Origin of the sequence: Gordonia araii NBRC 100433 (assembly GCF_000241265.1) — a bacterium.
GTDB classification, from domain to species: Bacteria; Actinomycetota; Actinomycetes; order Mycobacteriales; family Mycobacteriaceae; genus Gordonia; species Gordonia araii.
Map to the genome: position 1 here is coordinate 1 of NZ_BAEE01000030.1, position 13330 is coordinate 13330.

At 68.9% G+C, this 13330-nt stretch carries 14 protein-coding genes and 1 pseudogene; 9 read left to right on the forward strand and 6 right to left on the reverse strand.

Translation table 11 applies throughout. The features are described from left to right. A partial coding sequence (locus GOARA_RS05105) for a lysine--tRNA ligase (RefSeq protein WP_040521812.1) occupies positions 1 to 1160 on the forward strand: 1160 nt, incomplete at its 5' end. A 38-nt stretch (positions 1161 to 1198) separates the two neighbouring features. Here GOARA_RS05105 and GOARA_RS05110 read toward each other — a convergent pair. Continuing rightward, on the reverse strand, positions 1199 to 1597 hold the full coding sequence (locus tag GOARA_RS05110; RefSeq protein WP_007321239.1) for a type II toxin-antitoxin system VapC family toxin: 399 nt from the start codon (positions 1595 to 1597) through the stop codon (positions 1199 to 1201). Next, positions 1594 to 1875, reverse strand: coding sequence for a type II toxin-antitoxin system Phd/YefM family antitoxin (locus GOARA_RS05115; RefSeq protein WP_007321240.1), 282 nt, complete (start codon positions 1873 to 1875; stop codon positions 1594 to 1596). Before GOARA_RS05115 ends, GOARA_RS05110 begins: the two co-directional genes overlap by 4 nt. A gap of 114 nt (positions 1876 to 1989) precedes the next feature. Between GOARA_RS05115 and GOARA_RS05120 the strand changes: the two genes are divergently transcribed. Continuing rightward, positions 1990 to 2400 (forward strand): DUF5313 family protein, encoded by a 411-nt coding sequence (locus GOARA_RS05120; RefSeq protein WP_007321241.1) that lies wholly within the window; start codon positions 1990 to 1992, stop codon positions 2398 to 2400. A 10-nt stretch (positions 2401 to 2410) separates the two neighbouring features. Here the strand turns inward: GOARA_RS05120 and GOARA_RS05125 are convergent, their stop codons facing one another. Continuing rightward, positions 2411 to 3967 carry a FadD3 family acyl-CoA ligase gene (locus GOARA_RS05125; RefSeq protein ID WP_007321242.1) on the reverse strand — a complete coding sequence of 519 codons (1557 nt, stop codon included), beginning with the start codon at positions 3965 to 3967 and terminating at the stop codon, positions 2411 to 2413. A 42-nt stretch (positions 3968 to 4009) separates the two neighbouring features. Here GOARA_RS05125 and GOARA_RS05130 point away from each other — a divergent pair, with 42 nt between their 5' ends. The 6 genes from GOARA_RS05130 to GOARA_RS05155 all read left to right on the forward strand — a co-directional run bounded on the left by GOARA_RS05130 (position 4010) and on the right by GOARA_RS05155 (position 10584). After that, a complete protein-coding gene (locus GOARA_RS05130; protein ID WP_007321243.1) occupies positions 4010 to 5347 on the forward strand; it encodes an acyl-CoA dehydrogenase family protein in 1338 nt (445 codons plus the stop codon). Beyond that, entirely contained in the window at positions 5344 to 6174 is an 831-nt protein-coding gene (locus tag GOARA_RS05135; protein WP_007321244.1) for an SDR family oxidoreductase, read from the forward strand. Before GOARA_RS05130 ends, GOARA_RS05135 begins: the two co-directional genes overlap by 4 nt. Positions 6175 to 6213: 39 nt before the next feature. Continuing rightward, positions 6214 to 7368 (forward strand): acetyl-CoA C-acetyltransferase, encoded by a 1155-nt coding sequence (locus GOARA_RS05140; protein WP_007321245.1) that lies wholly within the window; start codon positions 6214 to 6216, stop codon positions 7366 to 7368. 16 nt (positions 7369 to 7384) lie between these two features. Next, positions 7385 to 7771, forward strand: a complete 387-nt coding sequence (locus GOARA_RS05145) for a PQQ-binding-like beta-propeller repeat protein (RefSeq protein WP_007321246.1) — start codon at positions 7385 to 7387, stop codon at positions 7769 to 7771. A gap of 93 nt (positions 7772 to 7864) precedes the next feature. Continuing rightward, positions 7865 to 9373, forward strand: coding sequence for an aldehyde dehydrogenase family protein (locus tag GOARA_RS05150; RefSeq protein ID WP_007321247.1), 1509 nt, complete (start codon positions 7865 to 7867; stop codon positions 9371 to 9373). Next, complete coding sequence (locus GOARA_RS05155; protein WP_007321248.1) at positions 9370 to 10584, forward strand: serine hydrolase domain-containing protein; 1215 nt, start codon at positions 9370 to 9372, stop codon at positions 10582 to 10584. The genes GOARA_RS05150 and GOARA_RS05155 overlap by 4 nt, the downstream gene beginning before the upstream one ends. 26 nt (positions 10585 to 10610) lie before the next feature. Here GOARA_RS05155 and GOARA_RS05160 read toward each other — a convergent pair whose 3' ends face one another. Continuing rightward, positions 10611 to 11048: a hypothetical protein gene (locus GOARA_RS05160; protein ID WP_007321249.1), complete on the reverse strand. Its 438-nt coding sequence runs from the start codon at positions 11046 to 11048 to the stop codon at positions 10611 to 10613. An 87-nt stretch (positions 11049 to 11135) separates the two neighbouring features. On the opposite strand from GOARA_RS05160, the gene GOARA_RS05165 reads away from it, so the two are divergent. Beyond that, a complete protein-coding gene (locus GOARA_RS05165) occupies positions 11136 to 11732 on the forward strand; it encodes a TetR/AcrR family transcriptional regulator (protein ID WP_007321250.1) in 597 nt (198 codons plus the stop codon). Between the two features lie 86 nt (positions 11733 to 11818). Here the strand turns inward: GOARA_RS05165 and GOARA_RS05170 are convergent, their stop codons facing one another. Together GOARA_RS05170 and GOARA_RS20130 are read right to left on the reverse strand one after the other, a co-directional pair. Continuing rightward, complete coding sequence (locus tag GOARA_RS05170) at positions 11819 to 12943, reverse strand: class I SAM-dependent methyltransferase (RefSeq protein ID WP_007321251.1); 1125 nt, start codon at positions 12941 to 12943, stop codon at positions 11819 to 11821. Positions 12944 to 13025: 82 nt separating this feature from the next. Further along, a pseudogene (locus GOARA_RS20130) lies at positions 13026 to 13330 on the reverse strand (DUF222 domain-containing protein); the annotation flags it as partial.

The following is a 13330-nucleotide window of genomic DNA, read 5'->3' on the forward strand; positions in this document are numbered from 1 at the left end:
CGTCGCGGACCGGCGAACTCTCGGTCATGGCCGATGACTGGAGCCTCGCGTCGAAGTCGCTGCGCCCCCTGCCGGTCGCGCACAAGGAACTCAACGAGGAGACGCGGGTCCGGCAGCGTTACGTCGACCTCATCGTGCGCCCGGAGGCCCGTGAGATCGCGCGCACCCGCATCAGGGTGATGGCCGAACTCCGCGCCTTTCTCGACGAGCGCGGCTTCCTCGAGGTCGAGACGCCGATGCTGCAGACCCTGCACGGCGGCGCCGCCGCGCGTCCGTTCGTCACGCACTCCAACGCCTTCGACATGGACCTCTACCTGCGCATCGCGCCGGAGCTGTTCCTCAAGCGCTGCGTCGTCGGCGGCATCGACCGTGTCTTCGAGGTCAACCGCAATTTCCGCAACGAGGGCGCGGACTCCACGCACAGCCCCGAGTTCGCGATGCTGGAGACCTACCAGGCCTACGGCACCTACGACGACGCGGCCGAACTCATCCGCGGCCTCGTGCAGACGGTCTGCCGCAACGTCCTTGGCACGCTCACCCCGACCATGCCCGACGGCACCACCTACGACCTGTCCGGCGAGTGGACCTCGCTGTCGATGTACCCGTCGCTGTCGGAGGCGCTCGGCCGCGACATCGTGCCGCAGTCGGAGGTCGACGGCGTCGCGCAGGGCACCAGCGTCGACGAACTGCTCAAGATCGCCGACGACAACGGCCTCGACGTTCCCAAGGACAAGGGGTACGGCCACGGCAAGCTCGTCGAGGAGCTGTGGGAGCACCTCGTCGGATCGAAGCTCGACGAGCCGGTGTTCGTCCGGGACTTCCCCGTGGAGACGTCGCCGCTGGTGCGTGCGCACCGCAGCATCCCCGGCGTCGTCGAGAAGTGGGACCTCTACGTGCGCGGCTTCGAGCTGGCCACCGGCTACTCCGAACTCGTTGACCCGATCATCCAGCGCGAGCGCTTCGTCGACCAGGCCCGTCTGGCCGCCGCAGGCGACGACGAGGCGATGGTCCTCGACGAGGAGTTCCTGGCCGCGATGGAGCACGGCATGCCCCCGACCGCCGGCACGGGAATGGGCATCGACCGGCTCCTGATGGCGCTGACCGGCCTCGGTATCCGCGAGACGGTGCTCTTCCCGCTGGTTAAGCCGCGCACCGACTGAGCGATACGGCTTTAACTACGCACGTCAGCGGTCGGGGCCTATTCCGGGGCGGGCGAGATCACGTCGATCCCCGCCGACCGGGCGGCCTCGCCAAGTCTGCGGTCGTAGGTCAGGACTGCGGCCGCGTCGAGTCGTATCGCCGCTTCCAGGTGCAACGCGTCCAGGGTTCGCAGGTACGGCATGGGTAGGAGGCCGGCGCTGCGATAGACGGCTCGGTCGAGCGCGGCGAGCTCGACTCCTTCGAGGAGCGCCGTCACGTCGGACGGGTCGAGGTCCTCCCGGACTGCGATCCGGCGCATTTCCGTCTCGAGCAGGTCGGCGGACACCAAGGTGGCCGAGGTGTTGTCGAGCCACTCCGCGAGCGCGGCGCTTTCGGGGCGGTCGATCAGCAGCGCGCCGAGCGCTGAGGTGTCGACGTAGACGACCGGTGGCGTCACAGCCGGTCCGCGCGCAGGTCGTCCAGTGTCGCGGCGAGTGATTGCGCCGTGGCCTTGCGCTTGATGTTCAGGGCCGTCCAGCCGCCTCGGCGCCGGGCCGGACGCGTAATCGGCAATGCCGGTGCGGGCGCGTCCAGCGGCACGATCCGCCCGACCGGCACGCCGCTATTGGTGAGGACAAAGGATTGTCCTTCGCTGACCGCCCGGAGCACGCGCCCTGACTGGTTGCGCAACTCGCGCTGCGTCAGGCTCTCGATCCGGGACTCGACCGCGCCCATCCCCCGATCGTAGCACGGGTGCTACGGCTAGAAGGCGGTCTCTCGACCGTGCACACGGCGGCCCGACTCCGGCCGCGCCACCTGCCGCGCGGTCGCGTCGATAGAATCGAGCGCGTGAGTAACAAGCAGCGACCGCGCCCGACCCTGTGGGAGTTCATTCCCTACGCCTACGGTCGTCGCACCTACGGCAAGCGTCCGCTGCCCGCGCGGTACCAGGCGTGGGTGCGCGAGGACAACGCCGGACCGGGGGCGACCCGACGCGTCGTGCTGCGTTTCATTTTCCCAGTGATACTGATCCTGCTGCCCTTCGGTGCGGCGATCCCCAGCGTCGGGGTGGCCAACACGATCATGATCACGCTGCCGATTCTGCTGGGCGCCTTGTACTTCACCTTCGTGTTCGACAAGTACTACCGGCGCGCCACGCTGCAGCGCCACGGCCTCGACCAGGCGCTGGCCGACGAGGCGATCCGTCGTAAGAGCGCCGCCGAGCACTTGGAGTACGAGAAGCGCCACGGCCGCGCCTGAGCCGGCAGAGCTATGACAGCTCGCGTTTGAGGATCTTGCCCGACGCGTTGCGCGGGAACCCGTCGACGACGACCACCGAGCGCGGCACCTTGAAGTTGGCGAGGTGCTCGCGGGCATGGGCGACCACCGCGTCGGGGTCGATCTCGGCCCCCGGCTTGGCGGTGACGAAGGCCCGCCCGACCTCGCCCAGCCGATCATCCGGCACACCGATGACCGCCACCTCCGCAACCCCGTCGGCCCGGGCGAGCACCTGTTCGACCTCGGCCGGATACACGTTGAACCCGCCGCAGATGTACATGTCCTTGAGGCGGTCGGTGATCCGCAGGTTGCCGTTGTCGTCGATGGTGCCCACATCGCCGGTGTGCAGCCAGCCGTCGTCGTCGATCGCCTTCGCGGTCGCCGCGGGATCGTCGAGGTAGCCGCGCATCACCATCGCTCCCTTGGCGAGCACTTCCCCGGCACCGTTCTCGTCGGGGTTGTCGAGCTTGATCGCCATGCCCGGATAGGCGCGCCCGCAGGTGGTCGCGACCGTCACATCGTCGTCGGCCGCGGTGCACGTCGTGATGAAGCCGCTGGTCTCGGTCTGCCCGTAGGCCGTGAGGACGGTCTCGACGCCGAGATCGGATTGCAGACGTTCGACGAGGACGACCGGCACGACTGTGGCGCCGGTGACCACCAGGCGCAGCGTCGAGAGGTCGTGTCCCGAGCGGCCGGGGGAGTCGAGGATCGTCTGGAACACCGTGGGGGCGCCGGGGAACACGGTGATCGCGTGCTCGTCGATCTTCCGCATGGCCGCATCGGGGCTGAAGACGGCGAGCGGCACCATCGTCGTGCCGAACAGCAGCGACGGCAGTATGCCGGCCTTGTAGCCGAAGGTGTGGAAGTACGGGTTCGCCTGCAGATACCGGTCGTGCGGGCCGAGTGCGCCGTTGGCGCCCCACGCGCGGGCCCCGGCGAGTGTCTGGCGGTGCTCGGCGAGCACGCCCTTGGGGGCGCCCGTCGTGCCCGACGTGAACAGGATGTCGGAGAGATCGGTCGATTCGACGGCGTCGGCCCGCGCATCGGCGGCACCGATATTGGTGCCGCGCGTCAAGAACTCGGTCCAGCTGATCGCGCCCGACGGCGACGGAGCCGTCGTATCGAGACTGATGCCGACGATGGTGCGGCCGCCACTGATCGCATGGCCCAGCAGGTCGGCCAGCCGGTTCGTGCCGACGAACTCGCCGACCGTGACGATCACCCGGGCGTCGGCGCGCTCGATGATGTCGGCAGCCTCGCTGATGGTGTAGCGGGTGTTGAGCGGGACCAGGACGGCGCCGGCGTAGTGGGTTCCCAGCGCCGCGATCGGCCAGTGATAGCTGTTCGGCGCCCAGATCGCGACGCGGTCGCCAGGGGCGATGCCCGCGTCGATGAGCGCCGCGGCGAAGACCCGCGCCTGGCCGAGCAGTTGTTGCCAGTTGAGGACGGTCGTCGCGCCCCACTGGTCGTCGATGATCGCCGGCCCGTCCGGCCAGGTCCGCGCGGCGAGCCGTAGCGCTTGGGGAGTGGTCTGGGCGGGCGCATCCATAGTCAAAACCTAGCAAATGCTTGGTAGGTTAAGCTAGGGGTCATGACGTCGATCAACCTCGCCGACCGCAGCGTCGACCTCGGCGAATGGGCGGCAGCCACCCCGGACGCGGACATCGTGTTCGCGCGCGCCGTGCGGGCTTGGCTCGACGAGAACCTCGCAGGCGAATTCGCCCATCTGCGCGGCCGCGGGGGCCCGGGCAGCGAACACGAGTTCTTCGATGCTCGGCTGGCCTGGGACCGTCATCTGGCCCGGGCGGGCTGGACCTGCCTGGGCTGGCCGTCGCGCCACGGCGGCCGCGGGGCGACGATGAGCCAGCGGATCATCTTCCACCAGGAGTACGCGCGCGCCAACGCACCGGCGCGCGTCAACCATCTCGGCGAGGAACTGCTCGGCCCGACGCTCATCGAGTACGGCACCGAAGAACAGCAACGGCGCTTTCTGCCGGGCATCGTCGACGTCACCGAGCTGTGGGCGCAGGGTTATTCGGAACCCGGCGCCGGTTCGGACCTGGCCGGCGTCGCCACGACCGCCCGCCTCGACGGGGACCACTGGCTCGTCAACGGCCAGAAGATCTGGACCTCGTTGGCGCACCAGGCGCAGTGGGTCTTCGTCATCGCGCGCACCGAGCCGGCCGGCGCCGGGAGCGAAGCGAGCGGGCCGAGTCCAGCACGAGCGCAGCGTCATGCCGGGCTCTCCTTCCTGCTCGTGCCGCTCGACCAGCCGGGCATCACCGTGCGCCCCATCCAGCAGCTCACCGGCACCTCGGAGTTCAACGAGGTCTTCTTCGACGACGCCCGGACCGAGGCCGACCTCATCGTCGGCGAACCCGGAAAAGGGTGGTCGGTGGCCATGGGGCTGTTGCAGTTCGAGCGCGGGGTGTCGACGCTGGGCCAGCAGGTCGGGTTCGCCCGCGAACTCGACAATCTGGTCGCCGTCGCGCGGGCGAACGGGGCGATCGCCAACCCGGAGATCGCCACCGCGCTCAAACGCGCTCGCATCGAGCTGACGGTCATGCGCGCCCACGCCCAGCGCACGCTCGACACCGAACTGGGCGGATCCGGCGCCGCCCGCACCACGCACGGTTTCGACACCGCGGCTGGCGACGCCTCGGTCGCCAAGCTCCTGTGGGCCAATTGGCATCGGCGTCTCGGCGAGCTAGCGATGCAGGTCGTCGGTGCGCCGTCGCTCGTCGGCCCGGCCACCACCACCGAGGGCGTTCCCAACGACCTCACCGATCCCGAGAACGTCGAACTCGACGAATGGCAACGACTCTTCCTGTTCACCCGTGCCGACACGATCTACGGCGGGTCGAACGAGGTGCAGCGCAACATCATCGCCGAGCGAGTCCTCGGTCTACCCCGAGAGGCCCGCGCATGACGCAACGACCATCCCCGCTCGCCGCCGAACCCGCCGAGATCGCCGGCCACGACCTGCTGCGCGGCAAGCGCGTCGTCGTGACGGCGGCCGCCGGGACCGGGATCGGCTTCTCCTCGGCCCGCCGCGCTTTGCTCGAGGGCGCCGATGTCGTGGTCAGCGACTGGCATGAGCGGCGCCTCGGCGAGGCGCGCGACAAACTCGCCGGCGAGTTCGCCGAGCAGCGCGTATTCGCCCGTCCCTGCGATGTGCAAAGCACCGAGGCGGTCGACGGGCTGATCGCCGACGCGGCGAACGACCTCGGCGGGATCGACGTGCTCATCAACAACGCGGGCCTCGGCGGCGAGACTCCGATCGTCGACATGGGCGACGACGAGTGGGACCGCGTCCTCGACATCACCCTGAACGGAACGTTCCGCGCGACGCGGGCCGCCCTGCGCTACTTCCGCGACGCCGAACCGGGTGTCGGCGCGCAGCCCGGCCAGCGCGGCGTGATCGTCAACAACGCGTCGGTCCTTGGCTGGCGCGCCCAGCACAGCCAGGCGCACTACGCCGCAGCGAAGGCCGGTGTGATGGCGCTGACCCGCTGCGCGGCGATCGAAGCGGCCGAATACGGCGTGCGGATCAACGCCGTCGCCCCGTCGATCGCCCGCCACCCGTTCCTCGCGAAGGTCACCAGCGACGAACTCCTCGACGAACTCGCCTCGCGCGAAGCCTACGGCCGCGCCGCCGAGGTCTGGGAGATCGCCGCCACCATCGCCATGCTCGCCAGCGACTACACCACCTACCTGACCGGCGAGATCGTCTCGATCTCCAGCCAGCGCGCCTGACCGAGGACGCCGGCAGCAACGAACTCCTAGGAGCCCCGAATGAGCACACCCCAGGCCTACATCGTCGACGCGATCCGCACCCCGGTCGGAAAGCGCAACGGCTCACTGGCCAAAGTCCACTCGGCCGACCTCGGCGCGCATGTGATCGCGGCGATCGTCGAGCGCACCGGGATCGAGCCGAACGTCGTCGACGACGTCGTGTTCGGCTGTGTCGACACGATCGGCCCGCAAGCTGGCAATATCGCGCGCACCGCATGGCTGACCGCGGGTATGCCGCTGGGCGTGCCGGGCACCACCGTCGACCGTCAGTGCGGTTCCAGTCAGCAAGCCATCCACTTCGCCGCGCAAGGGGTGATGAGCGGTACCCAAGACGTGGTGCTGGCCGGTGGGGTGCAGAACATGAGCGCCATCCCGATCAGCCAGGCCATGATCGCCGGGCAGGAGCTCGGCTTCACCACGCCGACCGCCGAATCGCCCGGATGGCGCAAGCGCTTCGGCGACGCCGAGATCAGCCAGTTCGTCGGCGCCGACATGATGGCCAAGAAGTGGGACATCAGCCGCCGCGACATGGAGGAGTGGGCGTTGCGGAGCCATGAGCGCGCGCGTGCGGCTATCGCCGAGGGCCGCTTCGACAATGAGAACGTGCCGCTGGGGGATTGCGTCGTCGACGAGTGCCCGCGCGAGACGTCGCTGGAGAAGATGGCCTCCCTCGACGTACTCGCCCCCGGATCGGACCTGACCGCCGCGGTGGCGTCGCAGATCTGCGACGGGGCGTCGGCGACGCTCGTCGTCTCCGAACGCGCGCTCAAGGAGTACGGCCTGACGCCGCGCGCCCGCATCCACCACATGTCGGTCCGCGGCGACGACCCGGTCATGATGCTGTCCGCGCCGATTCCGGCGACGGCGCACGCGCTGGAGAAGTCGGGCATGAGCATCGGCGACATCGACGTCGTCGAGATCAACGAGGCGTTCGCCCCCGTCGTGCTGGCGTGGCTCAAGGAGACCGGGGCCGACCCGGACAAGGTCAACCGCAACGGCGGCGGCATCGCGCTGGGCCACCCGCTCGGCGCGACCGGTGCGAAACTGTTCGCAACCCTGCTCAACGAACTCGAGCGCACCGGCGGCCGTTACGGCCTGCAGACGATGTGCGAGGGCGGCGGCACGGCGAACGTGACGATCATCGAGCGCCTTTAACGCTACTGTCGACAGCATGGTGAAACGCTGGGCATTAGTCGTCGGGTTCTGCGCGCTGGCACTGGCCGGGTGTTCGGCCGCCGACGACCCCGATGGGACGACCGCGCCGCGGCCGCCGGCCAGTGCGTCGGCCGGGGACACCAGGACGTCGACACCGGCCGGAGACACCTCGCCGAGTGCCGTCGCGGGCACGTATGCGAACGACGCGGGCGACTGGGTGGTTCGCCTCAACCCCGACGGCACCTGGGAAGAGGATCTGGGCGGCAAGGTCAACGCTTACCGGGGCACCTTCGTCCTCAGCGGCACCGAGCTGACCTTGAACGCGGACAACGGAAGCTCCGTCAAGGCGGAACTCACCGGCGACCAGCTCAAGCTGCCCAGCGTGACCCTCACCAAACGCTGACCGGCGGCCCGGTGGCCGGGGTGTGATGGACGCCACCCGCAGGGTAGTCTTTGGGATAGATCAGGGTGATTGTCTCAGCATTGGAGTCCCAACATGACCAAGCCTGCCGAAGCCGGTGTGCGCACCGGTGACAAGGTTTCCTCGGAAACCCACACCATGGAGGAACTGCTGGAGATCCAGCGCGCCGCGTTCCTGCGTGACGGGATTCCCGATGCGAAGACCCGCATCGACCGCATCAACCGCCTGCAGGCGCTCCTCCTCGACAACGCCGACGAGATCTGCGAGGCCCTCGACGCCGACTTCGGCACGCGGCCCCGCGAGCTGTCGATTGCCGCCGATGTCGCCGGCTGCATGATCGATCTGACGCACCAGCGGCGCAGCGTCGAGAAGTGGATGAAGGAGACCAACGTCGCCCGGCTGCAGGGGCTGCTCGGATTCAAGCAGCGGCTGCGCCATGATCCGCTCGGTGTCGTCGGCATCATGGGCCCGTGGAACTTTCCGCTGCAGTTGACCGTCGTCCCGGCCGGCTCGGCGCTGGCCGCGGGCAACCGCGTGCTGTTGCGCCCCTCGTCGATCACCGCGCGGACCACGGAGGTCATCGCCAAACACGCCCCCGACTACTTCTCGATCGAGGAACTCGCCGTCATCACCGCCAAGCACGGCGGTGGATCCGACTTCGCGAAGCTGAAGGTCGATCACATGTTCTTCACCGGCTCGCCGGAGGTCGGCGCTTCGGTGGCGTCGGAGGCCGGGAAGAACCTGGTGCCGGTCACCCTTGAGATGGGAGGCAAGAACCCGGCCATCGTCGACGTCGACGCCAGCATCGACGAGGCCGCGAAGTTCCTCGCCGACGCGCGCATGGTCAACGGCGGGCAGGTCTGCCTGTGCCCCGACTATGTTTTCGTCCCCGAGGGCAAGGTCGGCGAGTTCACCGACAAGGTCGTCGAACGGTGGACCGCGAATTTCCCGACGATCCTGTCGAACAAGCAGTACACCTCGACGATCAACGAGAAGAACTTCGAGCGCATCGTCGGGTTGATCGATGACGCGGTCGAACTCGGCGCCACCAAGCGCCAGGTCGTCCCGGCGGGGGAGAGTCTGCCCGACGCCCAGGCGCGCAAGATTCCGCCGACGTTGCTGACCGGGGTCAAAGCGGGCATGAAGATCGAGGAAGACGAGGTCTTCGGGCCGGTCCTCACCGTCTACCCCTACCGCGACCTGGGCGAGGCGATCGACAAGGTCAACTCGGCGGGTCACCCGCTGACGCTGTACTGGGTAGGGCCGGACAACGACCGGCTCGCGCATGTCGCGGACAACACTCGCAGCGGTTCGATCAGCGGCAACGACTTCGCCCTGCACCTGCTCTCCCACGGCCTGCCGTTCGGCGGCGTCGGCCGCTCCGGGATGGGCAACTACCACGGCAAGTTCGGGTTCGAGACCTTCAGCCATGCCCGCGCGGTGACCGTGTCGTCGATGCCCATCAGCTTCGCCGAGTTGATGTCGGCTCCGTTCACCGACCGCGACATCAAGCTGACCGACAGCCAGATGGCCATGTTCCGCCGCTTCCTCCGGGGCTCGATCAGGAAGAACGCGAAACGATGACGGTTCAGGGGGAGACCGACCCGCGCTTCGAGCGGGTGCGCAGCGCCTTCGGGCGACTGTTCGCGGGGCGGATCAACGGTGGCGGGGCGCTCTGCGTCTACGAGGACGGCGTGCCGGTCGTCGACATCTGGGGCGGGACCAGTGATCGCCGGGGCGAGATCGAGTGGGCCCCGTCGACGGGTGCGATGCTGTACTCGGCGTCGAAAGGATTGTCGGCGCTCGTCGTGCACCGCCTGGCCGACCGCGGGCTGATCGACTACGACGAGCCCGTCGCGACCTATTGGCCGGAGTTCGCGGCCACCAGCGGCGAGCGCATCACGGTCCGCAAGCTGATGCTGCACCGCGGCGGTCTTTCCCAGCTGCGGGGCATCGCCGGCAGCGTCTCCGAACTCCTCGACCACGAGCTGATGCAGGCGCGCCTCGCGTCGGCCATGCCGGATCGCCACTACGGCGAGCCCGCCTACCATGCGCTGACCTTCGGCTGGCTGATGGCCGGCCTGGCCGGTTCGGTGACGGGGAAATCGATGCGCGAACTGTGGGCATCGGAGCTGGCCGAACCGCTCGGGATCGACGAGCTGTCGCTCGGCGCCCCGCCGGCGGGCAGCCCGCTCGGCCTGGCGGAGATCGTCGACCCGTTCAAGCTCGGGAACGCCGGTCTGCGCGATCCGGTCCTCGCCACGATGTCGCGCCTGCCCGGTCCGCTCGGGGCCATGGCCGGCGGGGTCACCGCCGGCCCGGGGAGCGCGCGGCTGTTCAAGGCGCAGAATCCGGCCATCTTGCAGGCCGAGATGTCGGCGGCGAACGGCGTCGCGTCCGCGCGTGCGATGGCACGCATCTACGCGCCGCTGGCCACCGACGGCACCGTCGACGGTCAGCGGTTCCTGTCGGAGGCGACCGTGGCGTCGTTCGAGGCTCCGTTCCGCTGGAAGCGCGACCGTGCCCTGGGCTTGCCGATGTCGTGGAACCACGGTTTCCACCGGGCGCCGATTCCGGTCGCCAACGGCTTCGGCCACGTGGGCTACAGCGGCTGCTTCGGATGGGCCGATCGCGCCTCGGGCGTCTCGGTCGGATTCGTCCACAACCGTCTGACATCGACGGTCGTCGGCGACCTCGGGATCTTCCTGTGGCTACTGCCGATGATCACCAAGGCGGCCGCTCAAACGAAGGCGCCCGTCCGTCCCGGAGGTCGCAGGCTTTCGATCGCGAGCTGATCCCTCGCGACCCGTTGAGGGCCGGTTCAGCAGGCGTTCCAGGTGCGGCGCACCCGGAACGTGCCGAGATTGGTGGTTCCCGTGCGCTTGGTGACCTTCCATGCGCTGGCGCCCACCTCGCGGCCCTCGCTGCCCCAGCGGTAGGTCGTCCCGTCGGGGCGAGTGCCGCTGTTGCAGCTGGAGAACACGCGGTCGACGGTGACGCGGTAGGCGCGGCGAGCCTGCAAGCCCTTGAACACCATGCATCCGCGGGGTGAGGAGTTCAGCGTGCGCTTGGCGCCGAAGTCCCAGAAGTTGCGGTTGCTGACAGTCATCGGTCCCACGTAGGGATCGCCGCCGATTCGCGCGCAGACGCGGACCGACGGTGGGCCGGCCGCGTCGGCGGTCGCGGGCACGGTGGCCACGAGGCCGCCGGCGAGAGTGGCAAGAGCTGCCAGGATGACGATGAGTCTGCGTGCGTTCACGAAATGTACCTTCCCCCAGTGAATAGCTCAGAGGCTAGCAACCAAGCACTTGCTAGGGTGAAGCGACCCGGAATACGAGGAGGCGCGGTGGCGACCAAGGCTGGATCAGGCGCATCCCGCCGAGAGGAATTGCTCGGCATCGCCGGCGAACTCTTCGCCGACCGCGGACTCCGTTCGACGACGGTCCGCGACATCGCCGACACCGCGGGCATCCTCTCCGGCAGCCTCTACCACCACTTCGACTCCAAGGAGTCGATGGTCGACGAGTTGCTGCGCGACTTCCTCGACGCGCTCTTCGCGCGGTATCGCGAGATCACCGACGCCGGACTGTCGGCCACCGAGACCCTGCGGCAGTTGGTGATCGCCTCGTTCGAGGCGATCGACGCCCGCCACACCGCCGTCGCGATCTACCAGAACGAGGCGCGTCACCTGGCCGCACAAGAACGGTTCGGCTACATCAGCGAGCGCAACGTCGAGTTCCGCCAGCTGTGGGAGTCGGTGCTGCGACGTGGAGTCGCCGAAGGGGATTTCCGTCCCGACCTCGACGTCGATCTGGTGTACCGCTTTCTGCGCGACACCGTGTGGGTGGCAGTCCGCTGGTATCGCCCGGGCGGCGCGAAACCCGTCGACGAGATCGCCGATCAATACTTGAGTGTGGTTCTCGACGGGATCTTGCCGCGCTGATCCCGCGACGTTTCGCCGCTCCAGCACCGATCGACGCGGGATGGGCGAAACCATGGTGGAAGGGACGGCCGTCACCGAACGGAACCTCAGCGCAGCGTCGATGCGGTCACCGTGAACTTGGCGTTGCGGGCGATCTGCCTGGTCGGCCCCACGATCCGAGCCAGCGCGCCCCGGTAGCGAAGGTGCGAATTCCACACGGACCACAGCTCGCCACCTGGTTTCAGGGCGCGCGCCGCCTCGGCGAACAGGTGCCCGGCGATCCCCGTCGACACCGCCGCGTCGGAGTGGAACGGCGGGTTGAGCAGCACCAGGTCGGCCGAATCGTCGGGCAGCGGCGCGAGGCCGTCGCCTTGGCGCACGTCGATCCGGTCGGCGACGCCGTTGGCCGTCGCCGTCGCACGGGTGGAGGCGACGGCCGCCGCCGAGCGGTCGACGGCCACGATCCTGGCCGCCGGGTCGTGACGGGCGTACCACGTCGCCACCGTGCCGCTGCCGCAGCCGAGGTCGACCACATCGGTGCCCGACGCCGCGGCGAGTTGTCGCAGCAGGAATCGAGTGCCGATGTCGAGACCGGTGCCGGCGAAGACACCGCCGTGGGCGGCCACGGTCAGGTCGAGGTCGGCGTGATGCGCGGTGCGCGGCCACGATGCCAACCGTTCGTCGGCGCTGGCGGCACGCGGCCCGCGGGCGAACAGCACCCGCGACTTTTGTCTGGCGTGGCTGACGTCGACGCGATCGAAGACTTCCCGCAGCACCTCGTTCATCCGGGGTGTCATGTGCTTGACGCGCCCGCCCGCTACGACGACCACGTCGGGCGCGGCGTTCGCCGCGATGAGCGCCGCGACCTCGGCAAGGCGGTCCAGCGATCGTGGCAGCCGCAACACGACGAGGCGCGCACCGGCGACGACCTCGGCGTCCCACGACATCGACCGGAAGCCGATGGCCTGATTGCGCTCGGCATTCGCGGCCAGCGCCTGCTCGCCGGTGACGAGGTCTTGGTGGACCCGGATCTCACCGCTTCCGCCGACGAGGTCGAGCAGACCCAGGGTGAGCGCGCCGTAGGAGTCGTCGATGACCGCGACCTCGTCTCGACCGAGCTTCGGATCCGCCGACCCGATCAGCGGCGCGACCTCGTCGAGGATCAGCCGGTCCGCGGCATCTATTGCGACGAGACCGGTGCCCTCGACGTCGGGGAAGCGGCGCAGATCCACGACTGGGAGCCTACTGCGCGGCTACCGGATCACTGCGCGGCTACCGGATCACAGGCCAGCTCTCAGCTCATAGCCTCTCGGCTCATAGAACGGTGTAACCCAGCCGCGTGCAGAGCCGGTGCTCGACGGGCGAGCCCGGTTCTCCGGGCGGATCGTCGTCTTCGCGTCCTCTCTGGTAGCGGCTGGATCCCTTGCCGCCCTTGTCGCGGATCTTGTTGATCGTGTTGCGGGCCAGGTCGTCGGGGTGGTGGGCCTGGTTGATGCGGGTGGTGCCGGCGAGGCCGTCGTGGCAGCGCAGCCGCCATCCGACTCGTCCGGTGTGGGGGCCGGTTCGCTGGTAGATGGTTTCCCATTGGCGGGGGTTGTTGCCGACGGCGCGGTTGTTGT

Bases quoted from the DNA above. Each gene is read 5' to 3' on its own strand.
- GOARA_RS05115 (WP_007321240.1), bottom strand. From the start codon at position 1,875: ATGGGCGCGGTCGAGTCCCGGATCGAGAGCCTGACGCAGCGCGAGTTG.
- GOARA_RS05125 (WP_007321242.1), bottom strand. From the start codon at position 3,967: ATGGATGCGCCCGCCCAGACCACTCCCCAAGCGCTACGGCTCGCCGCG.
- GOARA_RS05130 (WP_007321243.1), top strand. From the start codon at position 4,010: ATGACGTCGATCAACCTCGCCGACCGCAGCGTCGACCTCGGCGAATGG.
- GOARA_RS05135 (WP_007321244.1), top strand. From the start codon at position 5,344: ATGACGCAACGACCATCCCCGCTCGCCGCCGAACCCGCCGAGATCGCC.
- GOARA_RS05140 (WP_007321245.1), top strand. From the start codon at position 6,214: ATGAGCACACCCCAGGCCTACATCGTCGACGCGATCCGCACCCCGGTC.
- GOARA_RS05145 (WP_007321246.1), top strand. From the start codon at position 7,385: ATGGTGAAACGCTGGGCATTAGTCGTCGGGTTCTGCGCGCTGGCACTG.
- GOARA_RS05150 (WP_007321247.1), top strand. From the start codon at position 7,865: ATGACCAAGCCTGCCGAAGCCGGTGTGCGCACCGGTGACAAGGTTTCC.
- GOARA_RS05155 (WP_007321248.1), top strand. From the start codon at position 9,370: ATGACGGTTCAGGGGGAGACCGACCCGCGCTTCGAGCGGGTGCGCAGC.